Consider the following 22,675-nt stretch of genomic DNA (forward strand, 5'->3'; position numbering starts at 1 on the left):
ATTTTACTAGAAGTAATCCGCATCAAAATTCTGAAAAGAGGTTTATCATTATAATGGAATCTACATCTACTGCTCAAGTTAAACAGCCAGGCCTTATGGCCTTCTCCCTTATGTTAGGTGCCTTCGTTGGTCTATTTAGTGAAACGGCCTTAAACATGGCTTTTACCAACTTAATGGATGAATTTTCAATCAACGCCTCAACGGTTCAATGGCTAACAACGGGATATTTACTAGTATTAGGAATCCTTGTTCCTATTTCTGCTTTATTAATGCAATGGTTTACTACTAGACAATTATTCACGGCTTCTTTGCTATTATCTATCATCGGTACATTAATTGCTGCCCTCTCACCTAATTTCACCTCATTATTAATTGCGCGTATAGTGCAAGCCTTGGGGACTGGTTTATTGCTTCCATTAATGACCAATATTATTCTTATTATTTTTCCTGCACATAAACGTGGGACCATTATGGGGTTGATGGGGCTGGTTATTATGTGTGCGCCGGCAATTGGGCCAACTCTTTCTGGTTTAATTGTAGACCATTTGGGCTGGGAGTATATTTTTTGGATCAGCTTACCTTTACTTTTATTTACATTCGGCTTCGGATTAACATTCATCAAAAATGTAGCGTACATTTCAAAGCCTAAAATTGATATCTTATCCATCCTGCTTTCTACTTTAGGATTTGGTGGAATCGTATTTGGATTTAGTAACCTAGCTGAACACTCTTTAAGTGAAATCATTGTCCTCCTGCCACTTATCATTGGTATCATAAGCCTGATCTGGTTTGTATTACGACAATTTAAATTGGAAACTCCAATGCTGAATTTACGTGTTTTTAAATATCCGATGTTTACATTAGGACTTATTATGCTTTTTTTAGGAATGATGATCATCTTATCCTCTGCGATTTTATTACCGTTATATTTAAAAGGAGGTCTATTGTTATCTGCAACAGTTGCAGGAGTTCAACTACTTCCTGGTAGTGTGCTTAACGGAGCTATGGCTCCAGTTACTGGTAAAATTTTCGATAAATACGGACCTAAATTATTGCTGCCTGTTGGGTTTTTTATTGCAACAATTGCGGTTTTTTTGTTTACAACTAACTCTACTGAAACCAGTAGTATGACCTTTATTTTAATACACTGTACATTGTTTATCGGACTAGCAATGGTCATTATGCCAGCTCAAACCAATGGCTTGAATCAATTACCAGTGAAATACTACCCGGATGGTGCTGCCGTCATGAATACATTACAACAAATAGCAGGTGCTCTTGGTACAACCTTCGCTATTACACTAATGTCTAGTGGGGAAACTCGATTTGCTAATACACATCCAGACGCTGTCCAAACTGAGATATTAACCGCTGGAATTACGCATGCTTACTTGTTTATTACAGCACTTGCAGGTATCGGTTTAATTTTATCGTTCTTTGTTAAACGGATTCGCGTTTAATTTAAAAATAAATGACCGCTAAGCTCATCCTTCGGCGATTGCAGAGATCGCGAAATCTATCGAGAAGAACAAAAGACGGGAAGGCTAATGCCCCCGTCTTTTTATAGCACCTTCAGACGTCCATAATCACCAAAGAACACATCATAAGCTGTGCTCGATTAGTGTTCCAAGCCCCGAATCCATACCGGATTCGTTTTTTTATACGAATCAATCAAGGACTCATTACGCTTTCGTCAACTCGTGCGCTTGCTCGCTCTGTTGCAACATTTCTGCCAAGTAAGGATTCAAGAATACGCCCGAAGGATCAAGCTCTTGCCTGAGGCGAAGAAATGCATCCCACTTCGGATATACCGAGCGGAGCTGCTCCGCGTTCATTGTGTGCATTTTCCCCCAGTGCGGTCTCCCGCCATACTGTCTACAGATATCCTCTACTTTGGCAAAAAAGTCAGCATACTCCATCCCCCGATACATATGTACAGCGATATAGGCAGAATCACGTCCAGTCGCCGGACTAAGCCATACATCGTCTCCCCGTACATAGCGGCATTCAATTGGGAAATGAACAGCAAATTGGTACCGATCTATCGTATTACGTATTTCCTCCAGTACGATTCGCATGTGATCTGCCGGTACGCTGTACTCCATTTCGTTAAATCGAACGAGCCGCGGCGTTGCGAAAATCCGGTGGCTATACCCCACTTCCTGCATATCCGGTACGCCCGCTGCCGACAATCGGCTTATCAGCTTACAAAGGCGCGGAATGAAGCGGCAGCACTCCGATAGAACCCAGAACAGCGCATTCTCCATTAGCAAGACTTTCCAGTAACTCCAGCGGCTTGGTGCTCCGGGGACCTCATCCGTTGTATTGGTCAGTTTTATTTGAGCGGTATCCGTATATGGGAACCAATAAAATTCGAAATGACGGTTCTCCTTTTTGAATAGATCAAGCTGCTCAAGGCATTGAGAGAATGATATTTTGTGGCTCGTATAGCGGAGCGCGTACGCAGGCACAACACGTAGCTTCAACTTCACGATAATCCCGAACATCCCAAGTGACACCTGCATCGCCCGAAAAAGCTCTTCATTCTGCTCAACTGAACATTCGAGGATTTCCCCTGTTGCTGTCACTACCGTTAAGCCTACCGCTTGCGTTGCGAGGCTCCCGAACTGCTCTCCCGTCCCATGTGTTCCTGTACTGATCGCTCCTGCAATGGATTGCGCATTAATATCGCCCAGATTCTCTTGCGCAACCCCAATGGCATGCAATTCTTCCCCGAGACGGTCCAGCTTCGTTCCGCCCCACACCTGGGCAATCCCCATCTCCGAATCAACAGCAATCACGCCCTGCAATCGATCCAAGGAGACCAGTACATCATCGGTCTGGACGAGCCTCGTAAATGAATGTCCGGATCCGACGACACGCAGCTTCCGTCCTTCGGCGGCACATGTCTTAACTATCCCGACCACCTCTTCTATGCTTGCCGGATATACGATGCTCCGCGGCAGTCCGCGTACGAGTCCTGACCAATTGCGCCATTCTTTCGTATTGCGTTCCTTCAAATTTATAGAAAGCATAGTCCGTCCCCCCGATATGTCGTTGTCTCCCCAACGATACTGCCATTTGAAATGTAGTAGAGGTGTGTAAATCGTTCGCATAACTCTCCTGCTTTGCTATGACGCATAAAGATCGGATCGCCGAGTTCCAGCGTTTCTTGCCCGTTGTAGCGAATCGGCGTCTGGACTTCACCTGCGCCTTCCATCGCTAGGAGAGTCGCACCTTGCGGCAGGTATGGACGCGGCAATCTGTCGCTTCCTGCAATTCCCGAAGCCGTGTACCCACCGCCTAAACAGGTGTAGAGATCACCGCGCGGCTGACGCACGATCTCGATCGCATATCCTGCGGCGGGAACCAAGGTGAAATCCCGGTAGTTGTCAAACAGACCGGGCGAATAGAACCCCGAACCAGCCGTGACCTCGGTGACGACTGGTTCCACGCTACTTGTATGCAGGCTGCCCGTGCCGCCTGCATTCACGAACCGCAGCGGAGGAAGACCCATTCGATCGATCGCCGCGACCAGCTCCGCACGCCGGGCAGCGGCATCACGGATCGAGCGGTGTTTAAGTAGCCTTACGATCGCATTCTTCAGAACCTGCCCCGGCACGCGGTCGCCTAAGCCAGCAACCTGCGCTTCGTAACCCATGAGCCCCTCGAGCACGACGTGCTTCGACTGTGCGATCCGCTTGATGAGGTTGAGCGCTGCATCTGTGGAGCGTATAGGCGAGCGCCATACGCCGAAGTGCAGCCCCGGGACATCGATCGACATATCGATGTCCACACAGAGCGGCAGCCGCACGCCGTACTTGGCGGCAGCCGCTTCCGCCTGCTCGACATGCGTCTCGCAGTCTACCATCAGCGTGATGTTACACCCTTCACGCTGATGCATGGCGACAGACGCGAGCAGACTTGCGTCCATCGCAGGGTAACCCAGCAGCAAGTCGGTGAAACCTTGCTGCGCGAGATAGAGTGCTTCGGGCACCGTGAAGCACATGATCCCCTGAAACTGCGCATTTGCCTGCAGAATGCGCCGGAGCATATCAACAGAACGGATCGATTTGCTCGCAATGCGGACGTTCTTCCCATTCGCCCGATGGAGAACGTTAAGAATATTCTGCTGAAGCATATCCAGATCAACGAAAGCAAAGGGCATCGGAAGCCCGGTGCACACTTCTTTATAGTAACGATAATCACGCACTCTACCGACCTCCTATATATGGAGATACATAATTTCCTGTATTATTAATATTCTCACAACAGAGAGATAGTCCATTATTTCGGGACTCTACTATTCAATACTATCTTAATTAGATATTCTTTAATCTGATCTTTCCATAAAAAAGAAACCTACAAGGAATTGCTCCTACGTAGATTTCCCAGTGTCATTATTCATATATTCTTCATCGCTTCGCCTTATAAAACTCATGATACAGCTTCATAAGCGCTCGCTTCTCTATCCGGGACACATAAGAGCGGGAAATGCCGAGCTCTTTGGCGATTTCGCGTTGGGTCCGTTCTTCTCCCCCATGCTCCAACCCGAATCTTCCTTTAATCACTTCCTGCTCTCTAGCGTCCAGGATATCAAGATTCCGATAAATTTTACTCTTCTCCATCTTGAGCTGTACCCGATCAAGAACCTCGTCCGCCTCCGTACCCAGGATATCGATAAGGGTAATTTCATTCCCTTCCTTGTCCGTCCCGATAGGGTCGTGCAGCGAAACATCCTTACGTGTCTTTTTGAGCGACCGAAGGTGCATCAATATTTCATTCTCAATACAACGAGCCGCAAAAGTTGCCAGTTTCGTACCTTTGTTGGGGCGGAAGCTCTCAATAGCCTTGATGAGTCCAATCGTCCCGATCGAGATCAAGTCCTCCATATCCTCGCCGGTGTTATCGAATTTCTTGACGATATGCGCCACCAGCCGCAGATTGTGCTCAATCAGCAAATTACGAGAGATCGGATCGCCTTCAGCCATCCGCGCCAAATGCTTCGTCTCCTCCTCTTCCGTCAATGGTTGGGGAAAAGCGTTATTCTTCACATACGACACGAGCAGAGTTAGTTGTTTAATAAACAGAGCAATAGTAGTAAATAATCCAGGCAAAGATGACACCTCCTGCTGAGTAACAATGCTACAATCTTTAATCGTTCCTGATCATTTCATTGTATGTAGGCCAGTGCCTATCTGTGCCTGTACGGTGAAAAATGATATCCCTTTAAAAGATCGGCTCAATCTAACGAAAGCAGTAACCTTTATTGACCTTATTCCATCCAAATGACTGGAGATTCGTTACAGCGACTCGCACAAAAAAACCTCTCAAAAATTCGCAGAGCGAACTTCCGAAAGGCCATTTGTGTCTCGATGATTTTTTATCTCTTACTTAATTTATCTCTAACTCATTTTACCTACAACTTTTACTCTTAACCTTGTCGCATTCTCAGGATGATAAGCTAGCGGAGTTTCTTCCACCTCAACCAATTCAATCGTATCGGAAACGGCTCCGGCTAATACGGCTTGTTGTACTGCTTTGCGCTCAGCATCCTTCAACGAAGCTTCACGCGGTTCCCGTGAATAGATATATATCTGCTCATATTGCCCGCTGATTTGCGCAATGGACGCCCCGATAGCATTGGCAACAGTTCCGTTTTCCGCTTTGATCATGCTTGCTACCCCACGAATCGAATCCGGGATAATAATACTACCCCCGCCGACAAGAACGAGCTGAACATCTTCGGAGGATGTTTTCATTTTATCAATTGCTTGCCCGACGATAGAGGAAATTTCAGCCTGCACAGCGAGCGCAAACTCCTCCTCAATATGGGACACTAAGCTCTTGTCACCTATATCAGCCATGCCTAACCGGACAGCGATATCCGTGGCCGTGAGCGTACTTCCGCCAAAGACAAGCGCTTCCTCGCTGATCCGATAACCAACGCTGTCAGGTCCGACTGAAATCTTGCCGTTGTCGTCCACACGAACAATACTGCCTCCGCCCAGTCCAACGGAGATAATGTCCGGCATTCTAAAATTGGTCCGAATATCACCGACTTCAACGGCTACAGAGGATTCTCTTGGGAATCCATCCTGCAGGACGCCGATATCCGAAGTTGTACCGCCAACATCGAGAACCATCGTATCCTTGATTTGTGCCAAATAAGATGCGCCGCGAATGCTATTCGTCGGACCGCAGGCAATCGTGAATATCGGGAACTGTTTAGCGTAGTCAATGGACATTAAGGTGCCGTCGTTCTGACATAAATACACTACCGCATCCGTAATTCCTTCTTCTTCTAACGCATGTACGAACCCTTCGGTTGTCGTCTCAATCACCTTGTACAATGCCGCATTCAAAATAGTCGCATTTTCACGTTCAATGAGTCCAACGGAGCCGATCAGGGAAGAGCAGGAAACCGGATACTCCTCTCCATATACCTCATGAATAAGATCACGAACTCTGAGCTCTTGGTCATTCTTAATGGAAGAGAATACGCCGATTACCGCGATGGACTCGACTTTTTCCCGCCACTTTGCTAAAAGCTCACGAATTTCATCCTCATCGACTTCGCTCAGTACTTGACCATCGTATTCATATCCGCCATGAACTAAAGCGTAGTTTCCTGACAGCTTCTCAACCATATCTTTCGGCCAAGCCGTATACGGAGGGACGGAAGCCGTTGCAGGATAGCCTAAGCGAATAATACCGACGCTCGCCAGCTTTTTACGTTCCACAATCGCATTGGTGCATTGCGTCGTGCCTAGCATGGCATGAGTAATTTGGGTCTTATCAATTTTCGATTCTTGCAGCAAATTCCGCAGTGACGTTTCAATTCCCGTCTTGATGTCTAGACTCGTAGGAGATTTGACAGCGTGAATCAGCTTATGATGCTCGTCCAAAATAATGGCGTCTGTATTCGTTCCGCCCACATCGATCCCGATTCTATACATGATCAGCCACCGCCTTTTTTATCAATTCTTCAATCGGAACATAATCGTAATCATATCCAAAATATCTTGGTCCTGCCGTTTGGATTCCTTTTTCCGTTCTCCATTTTTCGTTAGCGGGGAGTCCGATCACCCGTACGCGTTTACCATACTTCAGGCTCTCGGTCGTAACAGGCAATAACGTTTCATAATCGACCAGACAGAGTAAATCCGGGGTCATCCCTACAACTTGCCCGTCCCTCTCCGCAACGAGATTCTCATTTTGAAAATGAACTTGCATATTTCCGCCTTTATGGGCTTCGATTCCTTCCAGATTCATTTTGCCGAGATTAAATCCACCCTTGATCTCACGGATCACATCGACGATTTTTCCATGGAATAGCTCATAACCGGATACCAAAGTTAAGAGTTCTTGCAGTTTTTCATTTGCATCTCTATGGTTCGAGGAAATAATCTCCCCGATTTGTTCAGACAATGTAACGATGTGATGAACTCCGCTCTTCTTCATTTGAGCCCCTGTCGTTGGGTACAAGCTCACCATAGCGCTTGCCCCCATTTCCACAGTGGCTACCCGGGCTAAACGTTCCGTCCATTTGTTATCGATGGTTTCGAAAATGCCGATATTTCCCTTTTCATCCGTAATCGCCATCGGTGTCGCCGAAATACCATCCAGGTTAAACGTCACCATCTGAAGCTCAGGAAAGGCTCTGCCCATTCCGTCACAATCGACCAGCGGCAAACCGAGCTGCGCCGCGACGACGATCGGAATCATGGAATTGACGCCGCCAGCTTCCATCGGATACGTGCCTGCGATTTTGTCTTTCCCTAAATACTGAGCCAGCTTTTGAAAAACTTTAACGAACTCGCTTCCGTTCGGAAATTTCTCGGATGACACGGAAGGTGCTCCCATCATGGCAGCCGGGATAAAAAAGTCTTCGTCGTCAATTTCATCGACCGAATATAATCTTACGGGACCATTCTTCTCAATAGCCGAAATCGCCATTAGTTTTCCGATATAAGGATCTCCGCCTCCGCCTGTCCCCAGGAATGCGGCTCCAATTGCAATATTTTCAATAGCAGCTTTATCTAAATATCTCATCAATTTTCCTCCAATATGACAGTCTTTGAAGCAGTTAAACGATAGCCAACAATATACAGAACAAATGAAATGACAATGCCGATCAAAGGTTGATTTGATACTTGCGGCAAGCTCGGGAATAATGACAAAATGACGGGAATACAAGCAATGATCGAACCAATCAGCCAAGAGTATATGCCTAGGCGGTTTACTCCCTCTGTTTCCTTCCAGCTGTTCTTATCCCCTTTGTTCATCACCCAATAGGAGGCGATCATGACGCCCGCTACAGGAGGGACCATCGCCGACAAAATGGACATCACAGGTGTGAAGTAATCCAAGATGCCAATTACCGCGAGTACAGTCCCAATCAACCCGGCAACACCCACTGCCCATTTTTCTTTTTCCTTAGAGATGTTAAAGACATTGGTTAACGCGAACCCACCCGAGATCGCATTGACCATATTGGTCTTCCATGCCGCCAAGATCAACACGACACCGCCGATAAATGGAGTAGCGATATTCAAAAAGACAGCCGTAACATCATTCGTTTGGTAAGCCAGCGTCAAGACAGCCCCTACACTGATCATAAGTGCGCCTGCCGGTATAATTCCGAAGATAGCCGCTTTCCACACATCGGAACGCTTCCTGGAAAATTGCGAATAATCACCGGCAATGACTGCACCGAGTGCAAAGGAACCTATCGTTACCGCCAGCCCGTCCATAAAGCTCATATTCTGCTCCGGTCTGTAATTCGAAATGAACTGCAAAGTTTCCCCATTTAAAGCTTTAATCAAACCATATACGCAAAGAACGACCAGCAAAGGCACAGCAATATAGCTTAGAACACGCAGCACTTTCATTCCATACATCGCGGATACCACCATCACCAAACCGCTGATCAGAGAGGCTACTGGTACAGGTATATTGATGTTAAACTCAGCTAATAAATTCGCGAGTGCAGCCCCGCATACATTAGCCTGAATTCCAAACCACCCAAGGCATGCAATGGTCAGAATAATGGAGAGGATGGTACGCGACCCTTTTTTGCCGAATACTTGACTTGCAACTTGAACGGTCGTCTTACCTAAATCCGTGCTTTGAATTCCCTGAAAAATCATGATGGCAACGATAATGGCATACCCGATCAACGTGACGACTAATGTCTTCGATAAGCTCATCCCTGTAATCAACGTGTTCCCTACCAAAAGACCTGGTATACTAATCATTGCTCCGGCCCAAACCATCCCCAGAGTGAACCAAGACTGAGGTTTTTCTTGATTGCTCATACATTCCACTCCTCTAATCTCGATCGATTAACTAAAACTATTTTTATTATTGTAAAACAAGAGAGGGAAAGCGTCTTTTTCAGAAATAAAAATAAAAATCCGAATTTTTGTCTTTTTCGACAAGAAATTCGGATTTCTTTGACTTAGTTGTTAATTAACCGATAGATCATGCAGGCTAGATACACATCGTAAAATTCAGAATTCATCGTGATATCGTATCCCAACAGCTCGCTGATTTTCTTGATGCGGTACTTTACTGTATTTTTGTGGACAAAGAGAAGTTTGGCGCAGACATCATAATTACCCTTCGCATCCAATAGAAAAACCATTAATGTTCTAACCGACTCAAGATCATCCAGAATAGGAGCGATCACCGACATCCATTCCTCAGTGACTTCTTCTCCTTGCACACTCAAGTCAATAGCCCGCTTCATGGAGCGAATTTCTGCGGCTGTAAACCATTTCCGCTGATGATAAATCAGATGCACTTTCTTCCCGACTTGATTCACGAGCTGATACATCCTGCGTACATCCGTCGTATTCCTCATTCTTGGCGCGTACACCATTTCAGATATGGATGATAAGAAACTCGTCGTTTCGATATACTCCTCAGCAACTTCAACCTCATTGTATTTGTAAGAGTAATTGCCTAATAGCACGATAATGCAATTATCGATCGTTTGAATCACAGCCGTTTTATAATATTTGGAGAGATACTCCGACAGTTCCTCCCTTATGCACTTTTCCTCCGATAAATCCTGAATATAGACGAGCCATATCATCTGAATAGCCGCTACGTCGATATGAAGCTGGTGAGCAAGTCTCCGCATTTTTTCGCTTTCATCATTAATAATCGCCTTCACTAAGGCGTATTCGCTGACCTCGTTATGCTTGTCTCCCCATAAATTGATGGCTACCTGCACGACCTCGCTGATTTTATCCATGGTCTTTCCCGGTAGCTTCGAATTTTCTTTGATTAAAAAAAGGTAGAGGGCCTCTCCATTCTTTTGGCGGATGATCTTATGATCAACAAAGCAGGAGATGTCGGGTTTTTCTGCTCCGGTCCCGCCGTTCATCGTATAAGGTGCGTACCCCTGAATGATTGTCACAACATCCAAAGTAGAGTTGCGCGGCCACATGACTTGATTCACAACTTCTAAATTCGTATTCGTCAGTACAATGTTAGCTTTCAGCCGGTCGGATAACAATTTCAACATGATTTCCACACTGCGCGAATGCTCCGGAAGGATCGACACTTTTTCCAGCGATTCATTTACAAAATTATCATTGATCGTCTGATTGTCCAGAACAATTGCTTCCATCACTTCATAAATCACTTCATTATAGCGCAGAGAATAATCGTTCTTGGGCATACAGATGATAATAAAATTTTGGGACTCGGCTAATTGCAGCACTTCCTCTGGCACTTTTGGAATGATGATTCCTACATAATATAAAATCAGTCCCACTTCACCGAGATCAATCAAGTATTGAACCGTTTCGCACTGTTTGTCCACATTATCCTTGATGGAATATAACGAACTGATCACAATTTCTTCCGCATACCACTCTTCTTGAACAGTTTTAACGATCTTTGAAGAAAAATCAGCGTTAGAAACCTCTAATACGGATAATGAGGAGACCGTACGATGAAGGCTCTTCCTTCCGGTCAATACTTTAGCACCTCGGAATGAAGGCAATTGCAGAATATTTTTAACGGTTACCCCCATATCATTCACCACTTCTTCTTGTTCAAATAATAAAGTTATTATCCTACCGAATAGGATAACTCATTCTTGAATGCTTTTCATTTACATTAGCCTTCTAGAATAGTTGATTCGCTACTGGATTTGTTAGCTTTATCTCGCAAATTCAAGCGATTCTCAATGATCTTGACGACTTCCATGAGAATCACGGCCGTTAATGCAAGTCCTGCAGCAATTGTCCACTCACTCATTCCGAATGAAGCAGGAATTGAGAAGATTCCGCGAACAGCGGGTAGAACGGTGATTCCATACAGCACTAAGCAAAATGTTACGGCGTAAATAACGTACTTATTGCTGAAAAATCCAGCACCAATAGCCGTTTTCACGTTAGAGCGAGCTGCGAAGGTTTGAAGCGTCCGAGCCAAAATCAAGGTTGTAAACGCCATAGCAACTCCCATTTCTGAAGATATCTGCATACCCACATATTGTGATACAATGACGGCCGCCCCAATTAACACGCCTCTGACAATGATTGACTTTAATGTGTTTCCCGAGAAAATTCCTTCATTAATATTACGAGGTTTATTGTTCATTACATTAGGCTCAGCTTTTTCCATACCGAGTGCGATCGCTGGAAGTGAGTCATTAATAAGATTAATTAACAATAACTGTAATGCAGTGAAAGGATTGGGGAAATTTAAAAAGACGGCAAACACGATAGCGATGATCGCACCAAGATTACCAGCAAACAAATAACCAATCGCTTTCCTAATATTATTGAACACGGTTCTTCCGACACCAACAGCATTGACAATGGATACGAAATTATCATTGGCAAGAATCATGGCTGAAGCGTCCTTTGCAACGTCTGTTCCGCTTCCCATCGCAATACCAATGTCAGCCTGTTTCAATGCAGGAGCATCATTGACGCCATCACCCGTCATGGCTGTAATATGTCCTTTTTTCTGCCAAGCACGGACGATTCTAATTTTATTCTCCGGGGATACTCGGGCATAGACTGAGATACTTTCCAGCTTTTGATCAAGCTCTTCATCGGTTAATTCATCAAGCTCTTGCCCTGTCAGAGCAATATCGTTTTCTTCCACCAAGCCGATCTCCTTACCAATGGCTTGAGCGGTCGTTTTGTGATCCCCCGTAATCATTACGGTACGAATTCCGGCACTCTTGGCATTTTTAATAGAATCATATACAGCTTCTCTTGGTGGATCTATCATTGCGGTTAATCCGACTAATACAAGTCCATTCTCATCTTCCAGATCGATCGACTGCTGATCAGTCGAGAGACGTTTGTAACCATACGCTAGAACCCGAAGCGCATCATTTGAGAATTGTTCATTTCTTTCACTAAAACGGCGCAAAATCTTCTCCGTGATTGGCTCCTCTTTTCCATCCAAGAACACATAGTCACAGCGACTGAACATCACATCAGGACCGCCTTTGGTCAGCATCAGCTTAGTATCTCCGATCATATGAACGGTAGACATCAATTTTCGATCAGAATCAAACGGCAATTCCGCTACACGTGCATATGAATTTCGAATTTCACGGTAATCTTTATGATTTTTATTGCTAAAAGCAAGTAAAGCTACTTCAGTTGGATCACCGATTTCTTGTCCATCATCCGTAATATGCGAATCGTTACAGAGTACGGCGATATGCATCAACATTTGCTGTGCTTCGTTCCATTCAAACGGGTTGTCCGATAATGGAACATTTGAGTTGCCTGGCAGAAAGTGTTTCGTTACTGTCATTTTGTTCTGAGTTAACGTGCCGGTTTTGTCAGTACAAATGACACTGGTCGAGCCAAGTGTTTCCACAGCGGGCAATTTACGAATTATCGCATTCTGTTTCGCCATTTTCGTGGTTCCTACTGCGAGAACAATCGTAACAATTGAAGACAAAGCTTCAGGAATAGCTGCTACAGCAACCGCAACAGCAAACATAAATGCAGTCAGAATACCTTCACCCAAATTTGTGGTTTCTGTTCCGAACCAAATACGACCTGCCTCCACGGCAAAAATCACAACACAAAGGATTAAAATACCAATGCTCAGCTTCTTACTAAAATCATCCAGTTTACGCTGCAATGGCGTCTGTTTGGCTTCTGCAGAAGTAATCATATCTGCAATCTTACCAATCTCTGTATTGTTCGCTGTCCCTGTAACTATAAATGTACCACGACCATATACAACGAGCGAACCACTATATACCATGTTACGACGATCACCAAGCGGTACTTCACCGGATATGACAGCTACATCTTTATCGGCAGCCTCCGATTCACCGGTTAACATACCTTCATTTACTTTTAATGATCTTGTCTCTATCAGCCTTCCATCAGCAGGAACGTAATCACCTGCATCTAAGAGAACAATATCGCCTGGAACAAGTTCTCGCGCCGAAATCGTCATATTTTCATTGTTTCGAATAACCTTTGCAGTAGGAGCAGACATTTTACGTAATGCATCTATGGAACTTTCCGCTTTACGTGTCTGTACAACACTGATCACCGAATTCATGAGAAGGACCGCAAAAATGATTAACGATTCAACAACTTCGCCCAAGATCAATTGAACTAGAACTACAACCATTAATATTATAACCATTGAATCTTTAAATGTGGCTAAGAACAGCTGCCAAGTGGGTACTTTCTCTTTGCTTTCAAGCTCATTATAGCCGTTTTTCACAAGTCGCTCTTGCGCTTCAGCAGTGGGCAATCCTTCCTCTGTAACCTTCATCCTCTGCAATACTTCCTCAGTACTTGAACGATAAAACTCCACTGAAAAATCCCCTTTCCTTAACTCTGTTTATTCGTGTTGATACACTAGCAAAAGAAGCGTCAAGTATTTATGTGTGAATTATGAAAAGCTAACCTTTTTGTGCAACCTTAAATTTCCACACAAAAAAGCGAGACCTTTGCCATATAGAATGGCAAAGGTCTCGCTGAACAATTTCTTGTTAATAAAGCCGAAGTATTAATTCAAGTAATTAATAACATGTATTGACGACTTTATTTTGAAGTAATAGTCTACTTCAACGCTACTCCCCTTTGAAACAATAATTAATGATATCATTTTAAATTATTTGATGCAAATGAATAGGTATACAAATTGACTCGTTATTTATTTATGTCTCCCATATTGCTTGGAATAAGAAACGATTCGTTGATAAACTTTTTTATCCTTCATCTTCTTTAAGGGGTAAAATTGTGGTCTCGTATTCACTTCCAAAATCCACGGTTTTGCCTTAGAATCCAATGCTACGTCCAGTCCTAACTCTTTGAATCCATTTCTATGTTGGTCGAAGGTTTTCCCCACGGAAACGCCTAATTCTTTTAGCCTTGATTCCATTTGTTGAATATCAGCACTTTTATATCCTGCTCCCAACATCGTTTCATGAAAATAGCCGATTTTTCCACCTTGATTATAATTTGTGGCCACTCTACCGCTCTTGCCTATTTTCGTGAAAACAGCACTACTAACCCATGTTCCTTTATTCGTCTTCTGAACCATGACACGAATATCGAAGGGTCTTCCTTTCGTCTTAGCCAGATCTATTCCATACTGTAGCAAAAAAGACCTTTTGTTTGAAAAGCGATGTAGCTTATTGTACAAACGATCAATCGTCGAATAAGTAGATTTGACTGTGTTGTATTGGGTTTGGTAGCTTTTATCCTTTTTTGTAATACGCATAATATTAAATCCGCCCGAGCCACCCGTCGGCTTGAAGTACACCGTAGAATAAGAAGATAACATGGAAGTCAAATTTTCTTTATTAAAAAGCAACGTTTTGGGAACATAATTACTTAATTCCGGATTCATTAACAACCAGCTGCTTTTTTCCCATTTACTTTTGATTGTGGTGCTCTTATATTTCACTAAGCAGACCTCCTATTCATTGCTTAACATATGAATGAAGGTAATAGCTTGTCAGTGCTCTTGCCTATAATCCCTGTCTCATTTTGGATTGCAGTGATGCAGCCTTAAAGAGCAACATCTGTTACTTTATATATAACTTGTCCTCCGTTATTTTGGATCTCTTCTTGTATCTTCTTTAAACGTTCTTCACGACGCGCCGCTAACACTAATTTTGCACCTTTAGATGCAAGTTCTTTTGCAGTAGCTTCTCCAATTCCACTAGACGCACCCGTAACAATGACAACTTTATCTTGAATATTTGGCATCTAAAAAACATCCTTTCGTTTTTTTATTTGTCGATTCTATTTTCGTATTCTGCGGAATAGCGGTGGCCCGAAATCTCGATCTTCGAGAGCGCCTCGTTCAAATCACTAAGTTCGTCGTGAGTCAGCTCAACATCCACCGCACCAAGATTCTCTTCCAGACGCTCCAATTTACGTGTACCAGGAATCGGAACAACCCAAGGCTTTTGAGCGAGCACCCAGGCTAATGCAATTTGAGCCGGTTTAGCGTTTTTCGCTAAAGCCATTTTTGTTATCAGTTCGACCAATACTTGATTGGCCTCCAGATTCTCCGGTTGAAAGCGAGGAACCGTACTTCGAAAGTCAGAGTCAGCGAATGTAGCATTTTTATCTATTTTCCCGGTAAGGAAGCCCTTGCCCAGCGGGGCGAATGGAACGAAACCTATACCGAGTTCTTCGAGTGCAGGCAGCAGTTCAACTTCAGGACTCCTCCACATCATGGAGTATTCGCTCTGGATTGCGGTGAGCGGATGAACGGCATGTGCACGACGGATCGTCTTCACTCCTGCCTCAGAAAGTCCCCAATACTTAACCTTACCTTCTTTGATCAGATCTTTGACGGCTCCCGCTACCTCTTCGATTGGAACGTCCGGATCAACCCGATGTTGATAGTATAGGTCTATCGCTTCGACTTTAAGCCGTTTAAGTGAGCCTTCGACAGATTCTTTGATATGCTCAGGTCGACTATCAAGCATCGTCTGTTTCTTGCCTTTCAGGTCAAATCCAAACTTGGAGGCAATCACCACTTCATCCCGAAAGTGCTGAAGAGCTTCTCCTAAGAGTTCTTCGTTCGTGTAGGGTCCGTACACTTCAGCGGTATCGAAGAAAGTAACACCTCGGTCTATCGCCGCATGAATCAACGCTATCATTTCTTTCGTATCTGATGCCGGCCCGAAACCATGACTCATTCCCATACATCCTAGTCCGATTGCAGAAACTTCTAGTCCACTTTTCCCTAATTTACGATTTTGCACGATATATCTTCCTTTCTTTTTAATGATTATCACTTTAACTTCAAGTGTTGTTCATTGTGTTCTAAAATAATTATGCAATTTAGAAAAAAGTGACTGGTAGCATATTCTTATCAAATGGTTGCCTAATACTCTTCTAGTCACTTTTGAAAGCGAAGAATATATGCATTAGAATAGAACTTACAAAATATGTAGAAGCATGGGGGTTCTTATGTCTGATCAAATTTATAAACAGCAGGTTGAGCTCGCTGAACTCATAGAGCGTTATTCAGGACAAGATGGTGTTCACGCGACTGCGATTCCATCTTTATATTTTATTCGACGATCTGTTGTCACTGATTCAAACCATAGTGTCTACAGACCTTCCTTATGTATTATCGTTCAGGGGGCGAAGGAAGTAATGCTCGCGCAGGAGTGCTTTAGGTATAGTCCTACAGATTACCTTGTAGCGTCGGTCGATCTGCCGGTTAAGGGGCAAGTTGTAGAAGCCTCATCCGAATTTCCCTATTTGGCTCTCAATCTTGTATTTACACCAAGTCAAATCTTTGAAGTTTTACGTGATTTGAAAATTCAAGGCGGAAAGAAAAAGAATGCGAAGCGAGGTTTGTTTGTCAGCCCGATGAAGTTATCCATGTTGGATGCGGTCACCAGATTGGCTCGTTTGCTAGACAACCCGAAAGATATTCCGATTCTTGCTCCACTATTTACAAAGGAAGTTATCTATAGGGTTCTTGAAGGGCAGCATGGGGATACGCTGGAACAAATTGCACTTGAGGGGAGCTATACCAATCAAATTAGTAACGTCATCGAACATATTATTAATAACTATGAAAGTTCTTTTCGGATTGAGGAGCTCGCGGAAATAGCAAATATGAGTGTTTCTTCACTTCATAGGCATTTTAAAGAGGTAACCGCTATGACTCCAATTCAGTTCCAAAAACAAATGAGACTGCAGGAAGCCCGGCGCTTGTTATTATCGGAGTCAACAGATGCGGCTGATGTTGCTTTCCAAGTAGGATATGAAAGTCCTTCGCAATTCAGCCGTGAATATTCTCGCATGTTTGGTTTACCTCCTAAAGAAGACATAAAACGCCTGAGGGAGAATCGTGACCAAACAATACATGTGTGAATCCTGCGAAGACATACTCAAATAGCAGCATTCGACTATAAAGTTCTCAAGCCGAATGCTGCATTTTTATATTCCATCATACGGTTAAATAGGTTTATTAAGAACTCGAAAGGTTCCCGTTCCAAAAGCGCATAAATCTCCGTTCTCCGTTCTAGCAAAAGCTTGAGTTGTGATCATTTTGCGGGAACTATGGATGATTTCAGCGGTTACAAATACTCTCCCTTTCTCTGTCGGCGCTACATAGTTCATCGTTAGATTGCTTGTCACTACGTTGTCATTAGGTCTGGCAATCATCGCAATCAACCCCATTCCTGAATCGATTAACGTCGCATGGACACCTCCATGAAGAATGCCGATTAGGTTCAAATGATGTGGCTTAATGTCAATGGACACGATCACCTTTGACGGACTCAATTCTTCAATTTCACAGCCAACGAATCCCCAAAACGTAGATTCAGCTATTTTTCCCCAATGCTCCAAATCGGGATATATCTCATTTGAATCGGCATTCATAAATAGTCCTCCTAACTACTTAAGCGTGTTATCATGGTCTTCCTCAATCAATTTGCGACGAAGTACTTTCCCAACCAACGTTTTTGGAAATGAATCACGAAACTCATAAATTTTAGGCACTTTATACACCGCCAATTTATCCTTACACCAACGTTGTAGCTCCTCCTCATTAGCTGTGGAACCCTCTTTGAGTATAATGTACGCTTTTACCGTCTCGCCGCGATAAGAATCCACCACCCCAGCAACAACAGCTTCTTCCACGTCCGGATGCTCAAACAATACTTCTTCTACTTCACGCGGGTAAATATTATAACCTCCAGCTATAATCAAATCCTTGCGGCGATCTAATATATAGAAGAACCCTTCTTCGTCCATCCTCGCCAAATCCCCTGTAAATAGCCACCCATCGCGAAGTGCCTTATACGTTTCTTCAGGTTGCTGCCAATATCCCCTCATGACCTGAGGACCTCGAATAATCAACTCTCCAATTTCACCTAGTGGCATCTCCTCACCCGTATCGGGATGAACAATACGCGCTTCGGTATCTGGAAAAGGAATGCCGATAGATCCTATTTTGCGCTTCTCCCAAATATTGTTGGCATGTGTGACGGGAGAAGCTTCTGTCAGACCATAACCTTCGATCAACTTGCCTCCCGTAATACTCTCGAACCGTTCCTGGACCTCACGAGGCAACGAAGCCGCACCACTAATACAAATATTTACCGACGACAAATCGTATTTCTGAACCTCAGGGTGGTTAATCACGGCAATATACATCGTTGGTGCTCCCGGAAACACAGTTGGTTTCAAACGATCCATCGTCTTCAGCACCTGATTAATGTCAAACCGCGGCATAAGTATCAAGGTTCCCGCCATAAGAACCGATTGATTAAGCAACACCGTCATTCCGAATACATGAAAAAAAGGGAGTGCTGCTAAATATCGTTCCTTCCCCATTTGTGCTCGGTAAAACCAGAGCTTGCTCTGAATCGTATTAGCAACAAGGTTACAGTGTGTGAGCATGACACCTTTGGCGAATCCAGTTGTCCCGCCCGTATATTGAATAAGTGCCAAATCCTCATCGGCATCGACCGCAGTCTGAGTTGGGATCGATGTTGACTGTTTCAAGAATGAAAGGAAAGACATCATATTATTGTTATAGATGATCGGACTCGTCTTCTTAGTTGTCAGTGGGTATAACCAATTTTTAGGGAACGGTAAGTAGTCCTTAACCGATGTTACTAGAATATAATTTAACGGTTCTTTTTCCGTCGCTTTCTTCACCCGATCGACTAGAATATCTAACGTTATGATCATTTGGACACTGGCATCTCTCAACTGATACTCTAGTTCACGTGGCATATATAGTGGGTTCGTCATAACAACGATGCCGCCCATCAGAAGGGTTCCATAATACGCGATAACGGCTTGCGGGCAGTTCGGTAACATAATCGCTACTCGATCCCCCTTACGGATACCTAGCTTAAGGAGGGCATTCGTAAAACGGTACACCGAGTCCAATAGATCTTTATAAGAAATCTTTTTCCCTAGGAAATCAAGTGCTATATGCTCTGGAAATAATTCTGCGGACTGTACTAAAAATTGCGCCAAATTTTGCTTCGGATAATCATAGGTTATGGGTACTTCAACCGGATAATGTTCTAACCATGGTTTGTCATTCACACTGGTCACCCCATTCTCAGTCATCTTTTGATCACGAAGCATATCGAAGAAGCAAGTTCGACATCAAATCTTGAATTCAGCCGGGACTTTTACAGAACATAACTCTCTGCTTCAATTACCCTTGCAGCAATTTGGCGTTTCAATCCTAACGAGTTGATCGGGGTTCTTTTGGTTAGCTTTTTCAGAACAGAAAGCCCTGTTCGAAGGGTATCTCCTGATTCCATCGCAGCAAGAACTTCCCGCGCCCGACATTCGATCACATCAAATTGTTCGTGGATAAAAGCCGTCGTCATGTGAATCGCATTGGCTGCTTTGGTCTCGCCTACTTGATCAATCGACTTCTTGGTACGGAGTAAAGCGCTTTCCATTGCAAACGTCAAGATCATCATATCTGCCAGATGGCTAAGGATCTCTTGTTCCTGCTCTAACTTCAATTGGTACTTTTGCACGGCTTGCGCCCCAACCATCAGGAATATCTTCTTCGACATGGACAATAAATGGCTTTCTTGTTCAAGTGTACCTTGAAAGGATTGACTCGGAACCAGCCCTAATAACTCCGACTGTAGTGCTAACGCTTTTTGCATCAAAGGTAATTCGCCCTTCATCGCCCGCTTGATCAGCGTCCCCGGAATAAGTAAACGATTAATCTCATTTGTCCCTTCAAAAATACGATTAATTCTCGAATCACGGTAATTACGCTCAATGCGGTATTCTTGGATAAATCCATATCCTCCGTGAATTTGAACACCCTCATCCACGATGAAGTCGAGTGTTTCGGAACCAAACACTTTATTAATGGAGCATTCTAGCTGATACTCCGCAATAGCTTTAGCAGATTGATATCCCACATTTGGGCTATCATAATCGACTTCAGCCAACCCGATATCAAATAGCCCTGCTGTCCGGTATACCATACTTTCCAACACATAAGTCCGAATATTCATGTCCGCCAGTTTTTTGCCGATGAGGGGGAAGGAGGAAATCTTGCGGTCAAATTGTGTACGTTCATTGGCATAACTTGCAGCGTACTCAATAGAATCTTTCGCAGCACCAACACAACCAGCAGCCAATTTATATCGTCCAATATTCAAAATATTAAAGGCGATTAAATGACCTTTCCCAACTTCCCACAGCAAATTTTCTACGGGTACTTTGACATCCTCCAGAATTAACGGACATGTTGATGAACCTTTGATGCCCATTTTCTTCTCTTCCGGACCGATACTAACTCCTGACATAGTACGCTCGACAATAAAGGTGCTGAAATCCTTGCCATTAACCTTGGCGTACACAATAAAAATATCAGCAAAACCAGCATTCGTAATGAATTGCTTACTCCCATTAAGCACGTAATATTGACCATCTTCACTCAATGTTGCTATCGTCTTGGCGCCTAGTGCATCCGAGCCCGAAGAGGGTTCGGTCAAACAATAAGCCGCTATTTTCTCCCCCGTAGCAAGCGTCGGCAAATACTTCTGCTTCTGCTCCTCCGTACCAAAATAAACGATGGGCAACGTACCAATTCCTACATGTGCTCCATGAGACAAGGAGAAGGAAGAGGCCTTTGTCAGTTTCTCCGTAATCAACGTGGAGCTCACTTTATCCAGTCCGAAGCCTCCATAGCTTTCTGGAACTTCAGCACCGAGGAGACCAAGGTCACCTGCTTTTTGCAATAATTCCACGGTCAGACCATAGTTCAACTTCTCAATTTCTTCATCTCTGGGTATAATTTCGCCTGCTACGAATTTTTCTGTAGTCTCCGCGATCATCCGATGCTCTTCGGTGAAGTCCTCCGGTGTCACGATCTCGCGATAATCAATATCGTCAATCATGAAGCTTCCACCTAACACTTTGTTCGTCATTTTACTCACCATTCCCCTTTCCTCTAACCTCATCAGTGAATATCATTGCTTCCTACGGATGGATGAACTTCAAATACACCTGCCGCCCCCATTCCACCCCCGATACACATCGAGACAACTCCGTACCCCCCACCACGCCGTCCGAGTTCGTGAACCAACGTTGTCGTAAGCTTTGTGCCCGTACATCCTAGCGGATGACCAAGTGCAATCGCTCCACCGTTCACATTGACTTTCTCTTCATCGATCCCAAGCTCCCGTATAACATGCACGCACTGTGAGGCAAAAGCTTCGTTAATCTCAAAGAGACTTACCTCTTCAAGACTAATTCCTGCCATCTGCAATGCTTTGGGAATAGCTTTGACAGGTCCAACCCCCATAATTTCCGGCTCGACCCCCGCCACGGCGAACGATCTAAACGTTGCAAGCGGCGTAAGCCCAAGTTCATCCGCTTTCTCCCTACTCATCATCACAACCGCTGCTGCACCGTCGCTCGTCTGCGACGCATTGCCCGCTGTAACCGTTCCTCCCCATTTAAATGCCGGCTTTAGCTTACGAAGCGCTTCCATCGAAGTATCAGGACGAACACCTTCATCGGTATCAAACACAAATGATTTAACCTGGACTTGGCCGCTTTCATCCACACTTTTTAACTCCACCTGAATGGGGATAATCTCATCCTTGAATTTCCCCTCAGCTATCGCCTTAGCTGCTTTCTCATGTGATCTTGCCGCAAAAATATCCTGGTCTTCACGAGATACGTTAAATCTCTCCGCAACACGTTCAGCTGTATGCCCCATTCCGATATAGACTTCCGGCATTTCCTCCACAATTCTCGGATTAGGTGAAACCTTAAAGCCTGTCATCGGTACTTGGCTCATGCTTTCCACCCCACCAGCAATCAGAACATCAGCATGACCTAACATGATTCGTTCCGCGGCAAAGGCAATGGATTGTAACCCGGAAGAACAAAAACGATTGATCGTGATGGCGGGAACCGTCGCTGGAAACCCGGCATATAGCGAGATAATGCGGGCAAAGTTCAATCCCTGCCCACCTTCCGGCATGGCGCAGCCGATAATAATGTCCTCTACATCTTCCTTTTTCAGACCAGGAGCTCGATCTACGGCCGCTTCCAGAACGACTTTCCCCAACTCATCCGCACGCGTCTGCACGAGACTTCCCTTTTTGGATTTGCCTATCGCAGTTCGTGCCATGGATACGATGACCGCTTCCTTCATACCATCTTCACTC

At 44.4% G+C, this 22,675-nt stretch carries 16 protein-coding genes and 1 pseudogene; 2 read left to right on the plus strand and 15 right to left on the minus strand.

Annotation, left to right across the window (positions count from 1 at the left end; translation table 11 throughout):
* Positions 1-47 precede the first annotated feature (47 nt).
* The gene (locus IEW05_RS15525) at positions 48-1,460 is read left to right on the plus strand and encodes an MDR family MFS transporter (RefSeq protein ID WP_188540901.1); all 1,413 of its coding nucleotides are present in this window, start codon (positions 48-50) and stop codon (positions 1,458-1,460) included.
* A 222-nt stretch (positions 1,461-1,682) separates the two neighbouring features.
* Here the strand turns inward: IEW05_RS15525 and IEW05_RS15530 are convergent, their stop codons facing one another.
* The 11 genes and pseudogenes from IEW05_RS15530 to IEW05_RS15580 form a co-directional block, all read right to left on the minus strand.
* Complete coding sequence (locus IEW05_RS15530) at positions 1,683-3,035, minus strand: D-arabinono-1,4-lactone oxidase (protein WP_188540353.1); 1,353 nt, start codon at positions 3,033-3,035, stop codon at positions 1,683-1,685.
* Positions 3,023-4,168: an amino acid deaminase/aldolase gene (locus IEW05_RS15535; RefSeq protein ID WP_444543951.1), complete on the minus strand. Its 1,146-nt coding sequence runs from the start codon at positions 4,166-4,168 to the stop codon at positions 3,023-3,025. Before IEW05_RS15535 ends, IEW05_RS15530 begins: the two co-directional genes overlap by 13 nt.
* A 247-nt stretch (positions 4,169-4,415) precedes the next feature.
* Positions 4,416-5,117, minus strand: coding sequence for an RNA polymerase sporulation sigma factor SigK (sigK, locus tag IEW05_RS15540; RefSeq protein WP_188540358.1), 702 nt, complete (start codon positions 5,115-5,117; stop codon positions 4,416-4,418).
* A 288-nt stretch (positions 5,118-5,405) separates the two neighbouring features.
* Positions 5,406-6,959, minus strand: a complete 1,554-nt coding sequence (locus IEW05_RS15545) for a hydantoinase/oxoprolinase N-terminal domain-containing protein (protein WP_188540360.1) — start codon at positions 6,957-6,959, stop codon at positions 5,406-5,408.
* Positions 6,952-8,055, minus strand: coding sequence for an S-methyl thiohydantoin desulfurase family protein (locus IEW05_RS15550; RefSeq protein WP_188540362.1), 1,104 nt, complete (start codon positions 8,053-8,055; stop codon positions 6,952-6,954). Before IEW05_RS15550 ends, IEW05_RS15545 begins: the two co-directional genes overlap by 8 nt.
* Positions 8,055-9,320 (minus strand): cytosine permease, encoded by a 1,266-nt coding sequence (locus IEW05_RS15555; protein WP_188540364.1) that lies wholly within the window; start codon positions 9,318-9,320, stop codon positions 8,055-8,057. Before IEW05_RS15555 ends, IEW05_RS15550 begins: the two co-directional genes overlap by 1 nt.
* A gap of 143 nt (positions 9,321-9,463) precedes the next feature.
* A complete protein-coding gene (locus IEW05_RS15560; protein WP_229753394.1) occupies positions 9,464-11,050 on the minus strand; it encodes a PucR family transcriptional regulator in 1,587 nt (528 codons plus the stop codon).
* Positions 11,051-11,136: 86 nt separating this feature from the next.
* Positions 11,137-13,827 (minus strand): cation-translocating P-type ATPase, encoded by a 2,691-nt coding sequence (locus IEW05_RS15565; RefSeq protein ID WP_188540368.1) that lies wholly within the window; start codon positions 13,825-13,827, stop codon positions 11,137-11,139.
* A gap of 342 nt (positions 13,828-14,169) precedes the next feature.
* Entirely contained in the window at positions 14,170-14,925 is a 756-nt protein-coding gene (locus IEW05_RS15570; protein ID WP_188540370.1) for a YheC/YheD family protein, read from the minus strand.
* Between the two features lie 113 nt (positions 14,926-15,038).
* A pseudogene (locus IEW05_RS15575) lies at positions 15,039-15,230 on the minus strand (SDR family NAD(P)-dependent oxidoreductase); the annotation flags it as partial.
* A gap of 23 nt (positions 15,231-15,253) precedes the next feature.
* Positions 15,254-16,240, minus strand: a complete 987-nt coding sequence (locus IEW05_RS15580) for an aldo/keto reductase (protein WP_188540374.1) — start codon at positions 16,238-16,240, stop codon at positions 15,254-15,256.
* Positions 16,241-16,448: 208 nt separating this feature from the next.
* Here IEW05_RS15580 and IEW05_RS15585 point away from each other — a divergent pair, with 208 nt between their 5' ends.
* A complete protein-coding gene (locus tag IEW05_RS15585) occupies positions 16,449-17,366 on the plus strand; it encodes an AraC family transcriptional regulator (protein ID WP_188540376.1) in 918 nt (305 codons plus the stop codon).
* A gap of 84 nt (positions 17,367-17,450) precedes the next feature.
* On the opposite strand, the gene IEW05_RS15590 is transcribed toward IEW05_RS15585, so the two are convergent.
* Genes IEW05_RS15590 through IEW05_RS15605 form a run of 4 tightly spaced genes read right to left on the minus strand, consistent with a single transcriptional unit; the run spans position 17,451 to position 22,662 of the window.
* Complete coding sequence (locus IEW05_RS15590) at positions 17,451-17,879, minus strand: PaaI family thioesterase (RefSeq protein ID WP_188540379.1); 429 nt, start codon at positions 17,877-17,879, stop codon at positions 17,451-17,453.
* Positions 17,880-17,894: 15 nt separating this feature from the next.
* Positions 17,895-19,604, minus strand: a complete 1,710-nt coding sequence (locus tag IEW05_RS15595; protein ID WP_229753395.1) for an AMP-binding protein — start codon at positions 19,602-19,604, stop codon at positions 17,895-17,897.
* Between the two features lie 47 nt (positions 19,605-19,651).
* A complete protein-coding gene (locus IEW05_RS15600) occupies positions 19,652-21,424 on the minus strand; it encodes an acyl-CoA dehydrogenase FadE (protein WP_373285808.1) in 1,773 nt (590 codons plus the stop codon).
* A gap of 32 nt (positions 21,425-21,456) precedes the next feature.
* Complete coding sequence (locus IEW05_RS15605; protein WP_188540385.1) at positions 21,457-22,662, minus strand: acetyl-CoA C-acetyltransferase; 1,206 nt, start codon at positions 22,660-22,662, stop codon at positions 21,457-21,459.
* Between the last annotated feature and the right edge of the window lie 13 nt (positions 22,663-22,675).

The organism is Paenibacillus segetis (genome assembly GCF_014639155.1).
GTDB lineage: Bacteria > Bacillota > Bacilli > Paenibacillales > Paenibacillaceae > Fontibacillus > Fontibacillus segetis.